General features: G+C 71.3%; 10 protein-coding genes and 1 pseudogene. 2 read left to right on the forward strand and 9 right to left on the reverse strand.

Annotated features, from left to right (window positions below; all coding sequences use genetic code 11):
- The first annotated feature begins 361 nt into the window (after positions 1-361).
- Positions 362-2,224: a glycoside hydrolase family 3 protein gene (locus ACFQ7Q_RS13985; RefSeq protein ID WP_383553880.1), complete on the forward strand. Its 1,863-nt coding sequence runs from the start codon at positions 362-364 to the stop codon at positions 2,222-2,224.
- A gap of 79 nt (positions 2,225-2,303) precedes the next feature.
- Positions 2,304-2,957, forward strand: a complete 654-nt coding sequence (locus ACFQ7Q_RS13990; RefSeq protein WP_383553882.1) for a hypothetical protein — start codon at positions 2,304-2,306, stop codon at positions 2,955-2,957.
- Between the two features lie 120 nt (positions 2,958-3,077).
- Here ACFQ7Q_RS13990 and ACFQ7Q_RS13995 read toward each other — a convergent pair whose 3' ends face one another.
- The 9 genes and pseudogenes from ACFQ7Q_RS13995 to ACFQ7Q_RS14035 all read right to left on the reverse strand — a co-directional run bounded on the left by ACFQ7Q_RS13995 (position 3,078) and on the right by ACFQ7Q_RS14035 (position 14,409).
- On the reverse strand, positions 3,078-4,526 hold the full coding sequence (locus ACFQ7Q_RS13995) for an aminopeptidase (RefSeq protein WP_383553885.1): 1,449 nt from the start codon (positions 4,524-4,526) through the stop codon (positions 3,078-3,080).
- A gap of 99 nt (positions 4,527-4,625) precedes the next feature.
- A complete protein-coding gene (locus ACFQ7Q_RS14000; RefSeq protein ID WP_383553888.1) occupies positions 4,626-5,033 on the reverse strand; it encodes a hypothetical protein in 408 nt (135 codons plus the stop codon).
- Between the two features lie 64 nt (positions 5,034-5,097).
- Positions 5,098-5,469 (reverse strand): hypothetical protein, encoded by a 372-nt coding sequence (locus ACFQ7Q_RS14005; RefSeq protein WP_383553890.1) that lies wholly within the window; start codon positions 5,467-5,469, stop codon positions 5,098-5,100.
- Between the two features lie 50 nt (positions 5,470-5,519).
- Complete coding sequence (locus tag ACFQ7Q_RS14010) at positions 5,520-9,266, reverse strand: ABC transporter ATP-binding protein (RefSeq protein ID WP_383553892.1); 3,747 nt, start codon at positions 9,264-9,266, stop codon at positions 5,520-5,522.
- A 115-nt stretch (positions 9,267-9,381) separates the two neighbouring features.
- On the reverse strand, positions 9,382-9,807 hold the full coding sequence (locus ACFQ7Q_RS14015; RefSeq protein WP_383553895.1) for a PIN domain nuclease: 426 nt from the start codon (positions 9,805-9,807) through the stop codon (positions 9,382-9,384).
- The gene (locus tag ACFQ7Q_RS14020) at positions 9,804-10,013 is read right to left on the reverse strand and encodes a type II toxin-antitoxin system VapB family antitoxin (protein ID WP_383553898.1); all 210 of its coding nucleotides are present in this window, start codon (positions 10,011-10,013) and stop codon (positions 9,804-9,806) included. The genes ACFQ7Q_RS14015 and ACFQ7Q_RS14020 overlap by 4 nt, the downstream gene beginning before the upstream one ends.
- 72 nt (positions 10,014-10,085) lie before the next feature.
- Positions 10,086-11,768, reverse strand: a complete 1,683-nt coding sequence (locus ACFQ7Q_RS14025; RefSeq protein ID WP_383553900.1) for a thiamine pyrophosphate-binding protein — start codon at positions 11,766-11,768, stop codon at positions 10,086-10,088.
- 106 nt (positions 11,769-11,874) lie between these two features.
- Positions 11,875-12,849, reverse strand: coding sequence for an agmatinase (speB, locus tag ACFQ7Q_RS14030; RefSeq protein ID WP_383553902.1), 975 nt, complete (start codon positions 12,847-12,849; stop codon positions 11,875-11,877).
- 85 nt (positions 12,850-12,934) lie between these two features.
- Positions 12,935-14,409: pseudogene (locus ACFQ7Q_RS14035) on the reverse strand (sodium:solute symporter).
- Positions 14,410-14,413: the final 4 nt, after the last annotated feature.

Here is a 14,413-nt window from a genome sequence, read left to right on the forward strand (position 1 = left end):
AGCGAATTCTCCTTCATGGTTGGATGAAGCAACGCTTCACCGATCCACCCTGCAGGGTGACCCCGGTCCGGCTGGACCCGATACCGAGGCACCGACCGCACGCCCCGTGGCGCACGGGCGCCGCTCGCCGTCCCGCGATCAGGGAGACGGTCCACACGCTCCAGGAGCCGTGGCCCCGAGTCGCGTCGTCGACGGCGTGACCGACCGGCACGGGAGTCCCGCCCGCCCCACCGATCCCATCGGTCCGCTCACCGACCCGCGCCACTGATTCCTGCTCAGGTCCTTGACCTGGCAGTTACTTTCGGGCTATCCGTGACTCCTGGAAGTTTCCTTCAACCTTGCACGGCCGGAAGGAGCATCAGTGCACCACCGCGCCACCTCCAGACGCACCCTCCTCACCGTCACCGCCGCCGCGGCGGCCGCCGCCGTCACCGGCGTGACCACCCCGACCGCCCTCGCCGACTCAGCCGACTCCGCACATGCCGGCTCGGCCGACCTCGCGTCCGACGACCGGAACCTGAGGCGGCTCATCTCCCGTATGTCGCTGGAAGAGAAGGTCGGCCAGGTCTTCGTCATGCGGGTGTACGGCCACTCCGCCACCGCCCCCGACCAGGCCGACATCGACGCCAACCTGACCGAGATCGGCGTCCGCACCGCCGCCGAGCTCGTCGAGAAGTACCACGTCGGCGGCGTCATCTACTTCGCCTGGGCGCACAACACCCGCGACCCGCACCAGATCGCCGAGCTCTCCAACGGCATCCAGCGCGCGGGCCTCGCCCAGCCCACGCCCCTCCCCCTGCTGATCTCCACCGACCAGGAGCACGGCATCGTCTGCCGGGTCGGGAAGCCGGCCACCCTGATGCCCGGCGCCATGGCGCTCGGTGCCGGGGGCTCGCACTCCGACGCCCGCAAGGCCGCGCAGATCGCGGGCGCCGAGCTGGCCGCCGTCGGCATCCGGCAGAACTACGCGCCGGTCGCGGACGTCAACGTCAACCCCGCCAACCCCGTCATCGGAGTCCGCTCCTTCGGCTCCGACCCGCAGGCCGTCGCCGATCTCGTCGCCGCCCAGGTGAAGGGCTACCAGCGGGCCGGGATCGCGGCGACCTCCAAGCACTTCCCCGGCCACGGCGACACGGCCACCGACAGCCACTACGGGCTGCCGACCATCACGCACACCCGGGAGCAGTGGACCGAGCTCGACGCCCCGCCGTTCCGGTCCGCGATCTCCGCCGGGATCGACTCGATCATGACGGCGCACATCGTCGTGCCCGCGCTCGACCCGAACGAGGACCCGGCGACCCTCTCCCGCCCGATCCTGACCGGCATCCTGCGCGAGCAGCTCGGTTACGACGGCGTGGTGGTGACGGACTCCCTCGGCATGGAGGGCGTGCGGACGAAGTACGGCGACGATCGCGTGCCGGTGCTCGCCCTCAAGGCCGGTGTCGACCAGCTCCTGAACCCGCCGAAGCTGGACATCGCCTGGAACGCGGTCCTCCAGGCCGTCAAGAACGGCGAGCTGACCGAGGCCCGGCTCGACGAATCGATCCTGCGGATTCTGCGCCTCAAGGCGAAACTGGGGCTGTTCCGCAAGCCGTTCGTCACCGCCGCCGGAGTGGACCGTACGGTCGGCACCCCCGCCCACCTGGCCCAGGCCGACCGGATCGCGGAGGAGACCACGACCCTGCTCCTCAACGAGGGCGGCTTCCTGCCGATCAGCCGGCGCAGCCACGGCAACGTGCTGGTCGTCGGCGCCGATCCGGCCTCGCCGTCCGGCAGCACGGGCCCGCCGACCACGACCCTCGCCACCGCCTTCATCGAACTCGGCTTCTCCGCCACGGCGTTGTCGACCGGGATCACCCCGACGGCGGCGAAGATCGACGAGGCGGTGGCCGCGGCGGCCGGCAAGGACGTCGTGGTCGTGGGGACGTACAACGTCTCGGCGACCAGTCCGCAGCGCACCCTGGTCTCCCGGCTCGTCGCCACCGGTGTACCGGTCGTGACGGTCGCGATCCGCAACCCGTACGACATCGCCGGGCTCACCGGGCAGCGGGCGACCGTCGCCGCGTACTCCTGGACGGATGTCGAACTGCGGGCCGCGGTCCGGGTGATCGCGGGCCACGCCCGGCCGAAGGGGCGTCTGCCCGTTCCCGTCCAGCGGGCGGACGATCCGTCGAAGGTGCTGTACCCGGTCGGCCACGGCCTGTCCTACGCGAAACGTAACTGAGGACGCAGACCCCCCGTTCTTCCTGGCGTGCGCCCGCTCCGGCGCGCCACGCTGGACGCGGAGATCGGGGGGTCTTTTCATGCGCGCTCTCAGGAGCGGGTGGGGGCTGTTCGGGGGGCTGTCGCTCGGGGTGCTGGTAGGGGTGTCGCTCGGGGTGCTGCTGTTCGCGGTGGCCGGCTGTCAGCGGACGCCGGACTCCGGGCTGCCGGGCCCCGTCACGTACACGACCTCTCCCGCCGACCACGGGGCGGTGTTCCTGGGGCCCGGGGACTGTTCCACCCGTGGCTCGGTCTACCGCGAGGTGCCGTGCACGAGCGAGAAGGCGGCGGCGCGGGTGACGACCCGGTACGAGGGTCAGGCTCCGGGGACGTCCGCAGGCGCGATGTGCCCGGCCACCACGGACTTCGTCCTGCACGTCTCGGAGAACCGATCGGCGGCGGACGAGGACGGCGACGGCGCGGTGCCGCAGGGGTACGCCTGCATGCGCAATCTGGAGCCACCGCATCCGGGCGACCCGGGCCGGGGCGGCGGTCCGCGCACGATCGTCGGGGACTGTCTCTCCGCCTCCCGCGAGGGCCAGGTGAAGGAGACGGCCTGCGACGGCTCCGGCGAACGGCCGCCGGTCTACCGGGTCGCCTCGGCGGTCACGAGCCGCGACCGCTGCCCGTCGTCGACGGCGCTGTTCGTGTCGCTGGGCGGGGAGAGACCGGTGGGCTGCGCCCGGCGGCTGTGACACCACCGGGCGCAGCCCACACTCAGGTGAGGCTCACACCGCGAGCGCGGGGCTCGCGACGGAGAGCCGGAGGCTCGTGCGGAGCGACGCGAGCCGTCGGCTCACGGCCCTCCGCACGGCTCACGGACGTACGCCGTGCTCCCGGCTCAGCTCTTCCTCCGCCGGCTTGTCCAGGCGGGCGTCGAAGCGCGCCAGCGGCTGCGCGGCGGCGGCCGCCGGGGCGTCGACACCGGCCCAGGCGAGGATGCGGGCCGTGGCCTTGGTGCGCTCGGCCTCGACGAGCCCCGCGACCTGGGCACCGTGGTTGGCGCCGGGGGCGGTGTAGACGTAGCTGTCGCGCGCGCCCTTGCCGAGGCGGAACGGCTCGGCTCCCCACGGGTCGTTGCCGCCGTAGACGAACAGCATCTGGTTCGCGTTCTTGCGGACCCAGTCGTCCACGTCGCGCATGGCCGACGGCTTGAACTTCGTCGGGATCTCGCGCGGCACGAAGTTCCGCGCCGGCTGGTAGCCGTAGCGGGTCAGGCCTGTCAGGTGCGGCAGCTTGATGCCGGGCGAGCCGAGCTCGGTCGCGGCCTGGTAGTAGTACGGCGTGTACGGGTCGAGGCCCTGGTCGGTGTAGAAGGACCAGCCGGAGTAGGCGTCGATGGTCTCGTAGACCTCGTCGTCGCTCGCGGCCTTGGCGTCCGGGATCGAACCGCAGACGTCCTCGCCGTAGTACTGCCAGAAGCCCCAGACGAAGTCGAGGACGACGGCCTCGTACGCCTTGTCGAGGGAGCCGACGGTGTTGAAGGTGGCGCCTTCGGTCGCGGCCCACTCCTTGTACTTCTTCTGGAGCGGCTCGCGGCGGATCAGCGCCTCGCGCTGCAGCGCGTTGAGACGGTCGCGGCACTCCTTGGTCCCGACGGTCTCGAAGAACCGGTCGTAGGCCGAGTCCTCCTTGTTGTTGACGTCGTTCGGCGCCACGTAGGCGACGACGCCGTCCATGTCACGCGGGTAGAAGCGCTCGTAGTACGTGGCCGTCATTCCGCCCTTGGACGCGCCGGTGGAGAGCCACTTCTGCCCGTAGATCTTCTTCAGGGCGGTGAAGATGCGGTGCTGGTCGCTCGCGGCCTGCCAGATGTCCAGCTTGGACCAGTCGGCGGGCTGCGGCCGGGACGGAGTGAAGAACCGGTACTCCATGGAGACCTGGTTGCCGTCGATGATCCGGGTGGGCTCGCGGCGGCTGGGGGTGGTGCTCAGCCCGTAGCCGCTGGTGTGGAAGACGGTCGGGCGGTCGGTGTCCTTGTGGAGGAGGGACAGCCGCTGCTTGAACGTGCCCTTCCACGGCCGGTGGTGGTCGATCGGCTGGGTGTACTCCAGGACGAAGTAGCGGTAGCCGGCGTACGGCTTCTCCTCGATGAGGCTCATCCCGGGGATCGCCAGGATGCGGTCCTTGATGTCCGTGCCGACGGCGCTCTCGGCGACGGTCGGGTTGCCGGTGGCCGACTCGGCGGCGGTAGCCGCACCACTCGCCCCGACGGTGCCTATGAGCACCGTGAGCGATGTCAGCCAGATCAGCGACTTGCGCATTCACCCTCCCCTTGATTCACAACGGTGTCGCGAACCTAGCGGGGTCAACGTGGGTGCCGCCAGACCTGGTTGGCCCTTACCTGTGTGACGGATGGGGTTTCAGCAGAGGACCCATCCGGTCGAACCGCTCCGGCCGGCGATGGTGCCGGTGGCCCGGACGCAGCGGTTGAGGGCGTGCACGGTGACGGGACCGGCCTGCCGGGTGAACTGCCCGCTGTCGACGGCGGGCCGCCCGCCGCGGGGCTGGAGGGAGACGGACATCGCGCGTCGCGGACCGGGGGCCTTGGCGACGGCGAGGGCGCAGACGTACTGCCGGCTGCGGTAGAGCCGCAGCTCCCCGGTGGCGAAGCCGACGGTCTTGGTGGGCCGGCCGCTGCACAGCGATCCCGCGCTGGCGGAGGCGGTACCCGGCCCGGCGAGGGTGAGGGCGCCGACGGCGAGGAGCACCGCCAACAGATGTCCGAGCAGTCGTGTGCCGCGCGCCGTCCCGCTGGTCTCACCGAACACTGGATCCCCTCCCCGCTCTCTGCCGTACATGCGTACGACGCACGGGAGCCCTGAGCGGTTGCCTCTACACGAAGTAGGTGAGGACGAGCAGCAGGAACACGCACTCGGCGCCGATCATCGTCCAGAACGCGGCCTTGCGGGAGGACGCGGGGGCGGGGCCGTCCGGGGTGCAGAGCGCGTGGATCCAGGACCCGGCCGCGACGGCGAGGGTGGCGAGGTACAACCAGCCGGGGGTGGTGCCGCAGTCACCCTTCATGACGCAGCCGGAGCCCTCGGGCGTGGTCAGGGCCAGGAACACGACCAGGACGGTCGCGGGCGCCAGGGCCAGTCCGCACCACAGGGCGCGGGTGCGCAGCCGGTAGGCCGCCGGGTCCGGGCGGTCGGAGCCGCCGGGGCCTGACTCGGCCCGGGCGCGGACGGGGTGCTCGTTGCTCATGGCCCCGATTCAATCCCGGCCCGGGCGGGCGGCGGAATCCGCGCTCGTACTCAGACGGCCTTCGCCTCGGCAGGTTCCGCCTCGCCGATGAATGTGCGCCACAGCTCCGCGTAGCTGCCGTCCCGTGCGAGCAGCTCGTCGTGGGTGCCGTCCTCCGCGACGCGGCCGTGGGCCATGAGGATCACGCGGTCCGCGCGGGCCGCGGTGGTGAGGCGGTGGGCGACGACCAGCGTCGTACGGCGGCCGGCCAGGCGGTCGGTGGCCTGGTTGACCTGGGCCTCGGTGGCCAGGTCGAGGGCGGCCGTGGCCTCGTCGAGGAGCAGGACGTCCGGGTCGACGAGCTCGGCGCGGGCCAGGGCGATCAGCTGGCGCTGGCCGGCGGAGAGGTTGCGGCCGCGCTCGGCGACCTCGTGGAGGTAGCCGCCGTCCAGGGTCGCGATCATGTCGTGGGCGCCGACCGCGCGGGCCGCCGCCTCGACCTCGGCGTCGGTCGCGTCGGGGCGGCCGTACGCGATCGCGTCGCGGATCGTCCCGGCGAAGAGGTACGCCTCCTGCGGGACGACGCCGAGCCGGTGACGGTACGCGGTGAGGTCCAGGTCCCTGAGGTCGGCGCCGTCGGCGGTGACCCGGCCCGCGGTCGGGTCGTAGAACCGCGCGACCAGCTTGACCAGCGTGGACTTCCCGGCGCCGGTCTCGCCGACGAAGGCCACGGTCTGCCCGGCGGGGATCCGCAGGTCGATGCCGGTGAGCGCTTCCTCCTCCTCGCCGTACGCGAACGACACGTCCTCGAAGGCGATCTCGCCGCGCAGCGACAGCACGTCCAGGGGCTCGTCGGCCGCGGCCGTCGACGTCGGCTCCTGGAGCAGCTCCTGCATCCGCTTCAGGGAGACGGCGGCCTGCTGGTAGCCGTCGAAGACCTGGGAGAGCTGCTGCACGGGCGCGAAGAAGAGGTCGATGTAGAGGAGGTAGGCGACGAGCGCGCCGGTGGTCAGCGACCCCGCCTCGATGCGGTTCGCGCCGACGATCATCACGGCCGCGGCGGCCACGGACGACAGCAGCGTGACGAAGGGGAAGTAGATCGAGATGAGCCACTGTCCGCGGACGCGGGCCTCGCGGTACTCGTCGCTGCGGGCGGCGAACCGGGCGGCTCCGGACTGCTCGCGGCGGAAGGCCTGCACGATCCGGAGGCCGGAGACCGACTCCTGGAGGTCGGCGTTGACGACGCTGATGCGCTCCCTCGCCAGCTCGTACGCCTTCACGCTGGAGCGGCGGAAGAAGTACGTGGCGACGGCGAGGACCGGGAGCGTCGCGAAGACGACCAGGGCGAGCTGGAGGTCGAGCACGAGCAGCGCGCCCATGATCCCGAAGAAGGTCGTGACGGAGACGAACGCGGTGACGAGCCCCGTCTGGAGGAACGTGGACAGCGCGTCCACGTCCGTCGTCATCCGGGTCATGATCCGGCCGGTGAGCTCGCGCTCGTAGTAGTCGAGGCCGAGCCGCTGGAGCTGGGCGAAGATCTTCAGCCGGAGGGCGTAGAGCACCCGCTCGCCGGTGCGGCCGGTCATCCGGGTCTCGGCGGTCTGGGCGACCCACTGCACGAGGACGGTGCCGAGGGCGAGCGCGGAGGCGGCCCAGACGGCGCCGACGGCGAGCTGGTTGACGCCCTCGTCGATGCCGTGCCGGATCAGTACGGGCAGCAGCAGGCCCATGCCGGCGTCGACGGCGACGAGGCCGAGGCTGATGAGGAGCGGGATGCCGAAGCCGCGCAGCAGGCGGCGCAGTCCGTAGGAGTCCTCGGCGGTGACGGCCCGCGCCTCGTCGACGTCGGGGGTGTCGGTGGCGGGCGGCAGCGCCTCGACGGCCGCGAGCAGTTCGGGGGTGGCTCCGGGGGCCGCCGACTCCTCGGCGGCGGTCTCCTCCCGTACCCAGAGGGTGGGGGTGATGCCGCGTTCGGCGTCGAACTCGGCGTCCAGTTCGGCGCGCAGGCTCCGGTCCTCGGGCACCTCGACCGGCACGGTGTGGCCGGGCGAGACGCCGCCGAGCTCGTCGGGGTCGGTGAGGAGCCGCCGGTAGAGCGCGGAGCGCTCCTCCAGCTCCTCGTGGGTGCCGATGTCGGAGAGCCGGCCGTCGTCGAGGACGGCGATCCGGTCGGCGAGGCCGAGGGTGGAGCGGCGGTGGGCGATGAGGAGCGTGGTGCGGCCGGCCATCACGGAGGCGAGGGCCTCGTGGATCTCGTGCTCCACGCGCGCGTCGACGGCGGAGGTGGCGTCGTCGAGGAGGAGGAGCCGGGGGTCGGTGAGGATGGCGCGGGCGAGCGCGATGCGCTGGCGCTGGCCGCCGGAGAGGGTGAGGCCGTGCTCGCCGACCTTGGTGTCGTAGCCGGCGGGCAGCTCGGCGATGAACCGGTCCGCCTGCGCGGCGCGGGCGGCGGTCTCGATCTGCTCCTGGGTGGCGTCCGGGTGCCCGTACGCGATGTTGGCGCGGACGGTGTCGGAGAACAGGAAGCTGTCCTCGGGGACGAGTCCGATGGCGGCGCGCAGCGAGTCGAGCGTGAGCTCGCGGACGTCGTTGCCGCCGACGAGGACGGCGCCGTGGGTGACGTCGTAGAAGCGGGGCAGCAGGAGCGAGACGGTGGACTTGCCGGAGCCGGAGGCGCCGACGACGGCGACGGTCTCGCCCGCGCGGATCTCCAGGGAGAAGCCGTCCAGGACGGGGCGGCCGTCCTCGTAGGCGAAGCCCACGTCGTCGAACTCGACCGTGGCCTCGGCGTCCGCCGGCAGCTCCTTCGTGCCGTCCTCGATGACCGGCTCGGTGTCGATGAGCTCCAGGACCCGGTCGACGCCCGCGCGGGCCTGCTGGCCGACGGTGAGGACCATGGCGAGCATCCGGACCGGGCCGACGAGCGAGGCGAGGTAGGCGGAGAACGCGACGAAGGTGCCGAGCGTGATCTGGCCGCGGGTGGCGAGCCAGCCGCCGAGCGCGAGGACGGCGACCTGACCGAGGGCGGGGACGGCCTGGAGGGCGGGGGTGTACCTCGAGTTGAGCCGGATCGTGCGCAGCCGCCCCGCGAAGAGCTTGCGGCTGGCGTCGCGGATCTTGCCGGTCTCCTGGTCCTCCTGACCGAAGCCCTTGACGACCCGGACCCCGGTCACGGACCCGTCGACGACCCCGGCGACGGCGGCGGCCTGCGCCTGGGCGTACCAGGTGGCGGGGTGGAGACGGGTGCGGCTGCGTTTGGCGATGAACCAGAGCGCGGGGGCCACGGCGAGGGCGACGAGGGTGAGCGGGAGGGAGAGGGCGGCCATCACTCCGAGGGAGATCCCGAAGAGCAGGATGTTCCCGATCGTCATCGGGAGCATGAAGAGCAGGCCCTGGATGAGCTGGAGGTCGCTCGTGGCCCGTCCGACGACCTGCCCGGTGGACAGCTCGTCCTGCCGTCGGCCGTCGAGCCGGGTGATGGTGCCGTACATCTCGGTACGGAGGTCGTGCTGGACGTCGAGGGCGAGTCGGCCGCCGTAGAAGCGGCGGACGTACGTGAGGACGTAGACGACGACGGCGGAGGCGAGGAGGAGACCGGTCCAGACGGCGAGGGACTTCGTCTTCGCCCCGATGACGTCGTCGATGATGACCTTGGTGATGAGCGGTACGAGGGCGAGGACGGCCATGCCGGCCAGGGAGGACCCGAGCGCGAGCACCACGTTGGCCTTGTACCGCCACGCGTACCCGGCCAGCCTGCGCGCCCAGCCCTGCGCCTTCGGCGCCTGCCGATCCGCCTGTTCCTGCCCCGCCGCGGCCACGTGGTCGCCTCCCTTTCGTCCTGCTCTACCGGAAGGCACCAACACGGGTGGGGTGGGATTTCATCCCGCCGCAACAATGTGCGGGGAAAGACCGGTCCGTGGTCCTAGGACCGGGTCAGTCGGCTGTCCCGGGCGGGGCGATCCACTGGGTGGGCTGGCCTGTCACACGGGCGACGGTCTCGAAGTCCTTGTCGTAATGGATGAGGGTGAGACCGGAGAGCTCGGCGGTGGCCGCGACGAGCAGGTCCACGGGACCTGCGCTGCGGTGCTCGCCGCGGTTGGTGAGCATCTGCTGGACACGGCGGGCTCGCTGGTAGACCCCTTCAGGAACGGCGACCCAGTTGAAGAGTTGGGCGAGGCTGTCTTCCTTGGCCAGGCGGTCGTTCGCGGACTGGGCGGAGTAGAGGATCTCCAGCTCACTGACGTCACACAGGCCGATGACCCCCTCAGCCATGTGCTTCACCCATTTCTCGCGCACAGTCTTGTGCTCGATGATCCGGAAGACGGCGGAGGTGTCGATGAGATAGGTCAGCGGGCTCATCGACGGTAATTCCTCTTGTCTCGGAGGATCTCGAAGTCACCGCGTTCGCCCATGGCCACCAGCGCGTCCAGGGCCTGCAGACGCTTGTGTCGCCGGGCGACTTCCAGGAGGGCGGCGTTGACCGTGTCCTTCTTCGTCTTCGTGCCCAGTATCTCCGCCGCCTCGGCAAGAGCCAGATCGTCGACTTCCACGTACAGGTTCGACATGACAAATCCTCCCTATGCTGACGACACAAGGAGGATATGCCTCGGCTGATCGACGCGACAAACGCCGTTCACTCACAGGTGTGTAGGCTCGAACATCCGCAGTAGTGCCGGGAGGACCACAACCGACGGACCAGGGGTGGCCAGGGCCTTCGCGAGGTCGGCCGTCAGGGTTTCGGGGGTCGTGCGGGCCGCCGGGACGCCGAAGGATTCCGCGAGGGCGACGAAGTCCGGACGGGCCAGCTCCGTGCCCGTGGCCTCGCCGAAGGCGTCCGTCATGTACTCGCGCAGGATCCCGTAACCGCCGTCGTCGACGATCAGCCAGGTGACGTCGAAGCCGTACTGCTTCGCCGTCGCCAGCTCCGCGATCGAGTACATCGCTCCGCCGTCGCCCGAGACCGCGAGGACGGGCCTGGTCGGGTCGGCCGCCGCGGCGCCGAGGGCGGCGGGGAAGCCGTAGCCGAGGCCGCCGGCGCCCTGGGCGGAGTGCATCGTGTTGGGGTGGCGGGCGTCGAAGGCCGACCAGGCCCAGTAGGCGAGGATCGTCATGTCCCAGAAGCTCGGCGCGTCGTCCGGCAGCGCTTCGCGGACCGAGGCCACGATCCGCTGCTCCAGGCCGAGGTCCTGGGCCGCGATCCGGTCCCGGACCTTGGTGAGGACCGCCTTGACGCGCTCCGGCGCGCCGGCGTCCTGACGTACCTCCACCGTCTCCAGGAGCGCGGAGAGCGCCAGGCGGGCGTCCGCGTGGATGCCGAGCGCCGGGTGGTTCGACTCCAGCTTGCCCGCGTCCGCCTCGATCTGGATCACCCGGCCGCGCGGGGCGAAGGTGTGGTAGTTCGAGGACAGCTCGCCGAGGCCGGATCCGACGACCAGCAGGACGTCCGCGTCCTCCAGGAAGTCGGTGGTGTGCCGGTCCTCCAGCCAGGACTGCAGCGAGAGCGGGTGCTCCCAGGGGAAGGCGCCCTTGCCGCCGAAGGTGGTGACCACGGGCGCGTCGATCCGCTCGGCGAGCGCGCGCAGCTTGCCGGACGCGTCGGAGCGGACGACTCCGCCGCCGGCGATGATCGCGGGCCGCTCGGCGTTCGCGAGCAGATGGGCCGCCACCGCCGTCAGCTCGGGGCGCGGGACGACCTCCTCGGGCGTCGCGTCCATCGCCGTCACGACCGGCAGGGTGGTCTCCGCGAGGAGGACGTCCTGCGGGATCTCGACCCAGACCGGCCCGTGCGGCGCGGTCAGCGCCGACTCCCAGGCCGCCGCGATCGCGGACGGGATCTGGGACTGCGTACGGACGGTGTGCACCGACTTCACGATGTCCCGGAAGGACGCCTGCTGGTCACGCAGCTCGTGGAGGTATCCGTGCCGGCCGCCACCGAGTCCGGCCACCGGGATCTGGCTGCCGATCGCGAGGACGGGCGCGGAGGCGGCCGCCGCCTCCTGGAGCGCGGCGAGCGACATCAGCGCGCCGGGGCCGGTGGAGAGCAGCAGCGGGGCCGCCTCGCCGGTCATCCGGCCGTACGCGTCGGCGGCGAAGCCCGCGTTGTTCTCGACGCGAAGTCCGACGTACGTGAGGGAGGAGCGGCGCAGCGCGTCGAACATGCCGAGGGCGTGCTGGCCGGGCAGGCCGAAGACGGTGGTGGCGCCGAGACCGCTGAGGGTCTCGACGACGAGGTCTCCGCCGTTCCGCCCGGCGGGCGGGGCGAGCGCGGCCTCGGTCTGCGCGGCGGTGGGCCGCAGGACGAGGTCGTGGTCGTGGGTCATGGACGGTCCCCAGAGTGCGTGGTTGGTCGTGTGCGGCCCGGTGGTCGGGTTGTGCCCACCCGTTCCGCCCTGCGGAACGACTGCCCACAACCCGACTGGGTCCCCATTACTTCGCCGCGCGGCTCTCCGCGATCTGGCGGGACATGATCGTCGTCAGTTCGTACGCCGTGTGCGAGGCGGCGACCGCGGTGATCTCGGCGTGGTCGTAGGCCGGGGCGACCTCGACGACGTCGGCGGAGACCAGGTTGCAGGAGGACAGGCCGCGCAGGATCTCCAGGAGCTCGCGGGAGGTCATGCCGCCCGCCTCCGGGGTGCCGGTGCCGGGCGCGTGGGCCGGGTCGAGGCAGTCGATGTCGATGGAGATGTACAGCGGGCGGTTGCCGATGCGCTGGCGCAGCTGGTCGGCGACCTCGTCGGCGCCGCGGCGGTAGATGTCCGCCGAGGTGACGATGCCGAAGCCCATCTTCTCGTCGTCGGTGAGGTCCTGCTTGCCGTACAGCGGGCCGCGCGTGCCGACGTGGGAGAGCGCCTCGGTGTCGAGGATGCCTTCCTCGACGGCACGGCGGAACGGGGTGCCGTGGGTGTACTCGGCGCCGAAGTAGGTGTCCCAGGTGTCGAGGTGCGCGTCGAAGTGGAGCAGGGCGACCGGGCCGTGCTTCTTGGCGACGGAGCGCAGCAGCGGCAGGGCGATGGTGTGGTCGCCGCCGAGGGTCATCATCCGGGCGCCGGTGCCGAGCAGATCGTCGGCCGCGGCCTCGATCGTCTCGACGGCCTCGTTGATGTTGAAGGGGTTGGCGGCGATGTCACCGGCGTCGGCGACCTGGGCCAGCGCGAAGGGCGAGGCGTCCTGCGCCGGGTTGTACGGACGCAGGAGGCGGGAGGCCTCGCGGATCGCGTTGCCGCCGAAGCGGGCGCCGGGGCGGTAGGAGACGCCGCTGTCGAAGGGGACGCCGACCACGGCGATGTCGGTGGTGCCGACCTCGTCGAGTCGCGGCAGCCGGGCGAACGTCGCGGGACCGGCGTACCGCGGGATGCGGGACGAGTCGGTCGGGCCGCGGAAGGCGTTCTGGTCGCTGCTCATGGTCGGGTCCTCCTGGGGTGTATCGGTGGGGGTCCGGTCGGGGGCCTCGGGTCTCGGGGCCCCCGACCGGGTGTCTGCGGTGCGGTCAGCCGGTCGCGGCCGGCACGGTCTCCGGCGTCGCGTCGGCGTCGGCCGCGTCCTGGCCCGCCAGCCGGGCTCGCCAGTTCGCGAGCACGGCGGCGTCCGTCGGGCGGGTGGCCAGGGAAACGATCACATATGCGGCGAGCGAGGCCAACAAACCATAGTAAACAGGCTCATTAGCCAAGATTCCGTAAGCCCACATCAGGCCAATCACGGACAGGCCGCCGACGGTGACCGCGGCCAGGGCTCCCTGCACGGTGCCGCGGCGCCACAGCAGGCCGCCGAGGATCGGCACGAGCAGCCCGCCGACAGCAGGTTGTAGGCGACCGTCAGGGCCTGCACGACGTCGTTCAGGGCGATGGCGATGCAGATGGTGGCGATGCCCATGAGGAGGATGAAGAGGCGGTTGCCCTTCACCTCGTCGTGGTCCTCGCCGCCGCCTCCGGTGGTCAGCCCGCGCAACTTGGACCAGATGTCGTTGTTGGCGACGGTGGCGCAGGCGATCAGCGCGCCGGAGGAGGTCGACATGACGGCGGCGAGCGCGGCGGCGAGGACCAGGCCCCGGACACCCATGGGCAGCTCGTCCTTGACGATGGTCGCGAAGGCGTCGTCGGCGCTGGGCAGGTTCGGGTAGAGCACCTTGGCCGCGGTGCCGATGACGGCGCCGGCGAGGGCGTAGACGAGGCAGTACGTACCGGCGACGGTGCCGCCCCACTTGGCGACCTTGTCGGTCCGGGCGGTGAAGACCCGCTGCCAGATGTCCTGGCCGATGAGCATGCCGAAGGTGTAGATCAGCACGTACGTGAAGATCGTCTCGCCGCCGATGCCGAGCGGCGCGAAGTACTCGGTGGGCAGCTGGGCCTTCATCTCGGCGAAACCGCCGGCCTTGATCACGGCGATGGGCAGAAGCAGGATCAGCACGCCGATGGTCTTCACCACGAACTGCACCATGTCGGTGAGGGTGATGGACCACATGCCGCCGAGCGTCGAGTAGGCCACGACGATGGCGCCGCCGAGGACGATCGCGACCGTGCGGGGCAGGTCGAAGAGGACGTCGAAGATGGTGGCGTACGCGATGGTCGAGGTGACCGCGAGCATCAGCGTGTACGCCCACATGACCACGCCCGAGATGACGCCGGCCTTGCCGCCGTAGCGCAGGTCGAGCATGTCGGAGACCGTGTAGACCTTCAGCCGGGCGATGCGCGCGGAGAAGAAGACCGAGAGGGCCAGCAGACCGAGGCCGATGGTGAAGACCATCCAGGCGCCGGAGAGGCCGTACTTGTAGCCGAGCCCCACGCCGCCGATGGTGGAGGCGCCGCCGAGGACGATGGCGGCCATGGTCCCGGAGTACATCCAGGGCCCGAGGCGACGGCCCGCGACCAGGAACTCGCTCTTGGACTTGGCGCGGCGCATACCCCACCAGCCCATCGCGAGCATCCCGGCCAAGTACAGGACGATCACTGTGTAGTCGACGGCCATGGGG

Source organism: Streptomyces sp. NPDC056527 (genome assembly GCF_042794475.1).
GTDB lineage: Bacteria > Actinomycetota > Actinomycetes > Streptomycetales > Streptomycetaceae > Streptomyces.

Bases quoted from the DNA above. Each gene is read 5' to 3' on its own strand.
- ACFQ7Q_RS13990 (WP_383553882.1), top strand. From the start codon at position 2,304: ATGCGCGCTCTCAGGAGCGGGTGGGGGCTGTTCGGGGGGCTGTCGCTC.
- ACFQ7Q_RS13995 (WP_383553885.1), bottom strand. From the start codon at position 4,526: ATGCGCAAGTCGCTGATCTGGCTGACATCGCTCACGGTGCTCATAGGC.
- ACFQ7Q_RS14005 (WP_383553890.1), bottom strand. From the start codon at position 5,469: ATGAGCAACGAGCACCCCGTCCGCGCCCGGGCCGAGTCAGGCCCCGGC.
- ACFQ7Q_RS14015 (WP_383553895.1), bottom strand. From the start codon at position 9,807: ATGAGCCCGCTGACCTATCTCATCGACACCTCCGCCGTCTTCCGGATC.
- ACFQ7Q_RS14020 (WP_383553898.1), bottom strand. From the start codon at position 10,013: ATGTCGAACCTGTACGTGGAAGTCGACGATCTGGCTCTTGCCGAGGCG.
- ACFQ7Q_RS14025 (WP_383553900.1), bottom strand. From the start codon at position 11,768: ATGACCCACGACCACGACCTCGTCCTGCGGCCCACCGCCGCGCAGACC.
- speB (WP_383553902.1), bottom strand. From the start codon at position 12,849: ATGAGCAGCGACCAGAACGCCTTCCGCGGCCCGACCGACTCGTCCCGC.